The 486-nt window shown below is 48.1% G+C and carries 1 protein-coding gene; it reads right to left on the reverse strand.

Translation table 11 applies throughout. The features are described from left to right. Positions 1-486 (reverse strand): DUF6531 domain-containing protein (locus OCV67_RS13520; protein WP_178085194.1); only part of this gene is annotated, 486 nt, incomplete at both ends.

The raw sequence follows: 486 nt of genomic DNA on the forward strand, positions 1-486 counted from the left end.
ATTCTCTGATTGTTGGACATAGCGGAAATCGTCAAAGTGTTGCCGTTTGCGTCCTTTACCCAGTCAAGCTCGCCGTCTGCATTAAAGTGATACTGAGACTGCGCTGCGTTTGTAATTGTATACTCGTCACCAGATTTTGTCATTGTGCTGTGAGCGTTCAAGCACTCAAAGCCGCCGTTGCCGTCGTCCTTAAACGTGGTGTTAGAGCCGTCGGGAAGCACTACCTGATAGTAACCGGCCGCAGAAATCACTATTTTGCTGACGTCAATATTGAAATCCCAGCCAATACCGAATGAGCCTTCTTCATCGCTCATAGAGTTGTAGGTTCTTACGAAATCAGACTTTACGCCCGGTGACGCAATACTTAAATCTGTGAAGGATTTTGTGTAGTTACCGGTTGCAATATGTACGCCGTCGCCGATTTCCCAGCCCTTGCGGTAGAGCGTGTAATCGGGAAGATCGTATGGTCTCCACCACGGTCTGAAC

This window comes from Porcipelethomonas ammoniilytica (genome assembly GCF_025567485.1).
Lineage (GTDB): Bacteria > Bacillota > Clostridia > Oscillospirales > Ruminococcaceae > Porcipelethomonas > Porcipelethomonas ammoniilytica.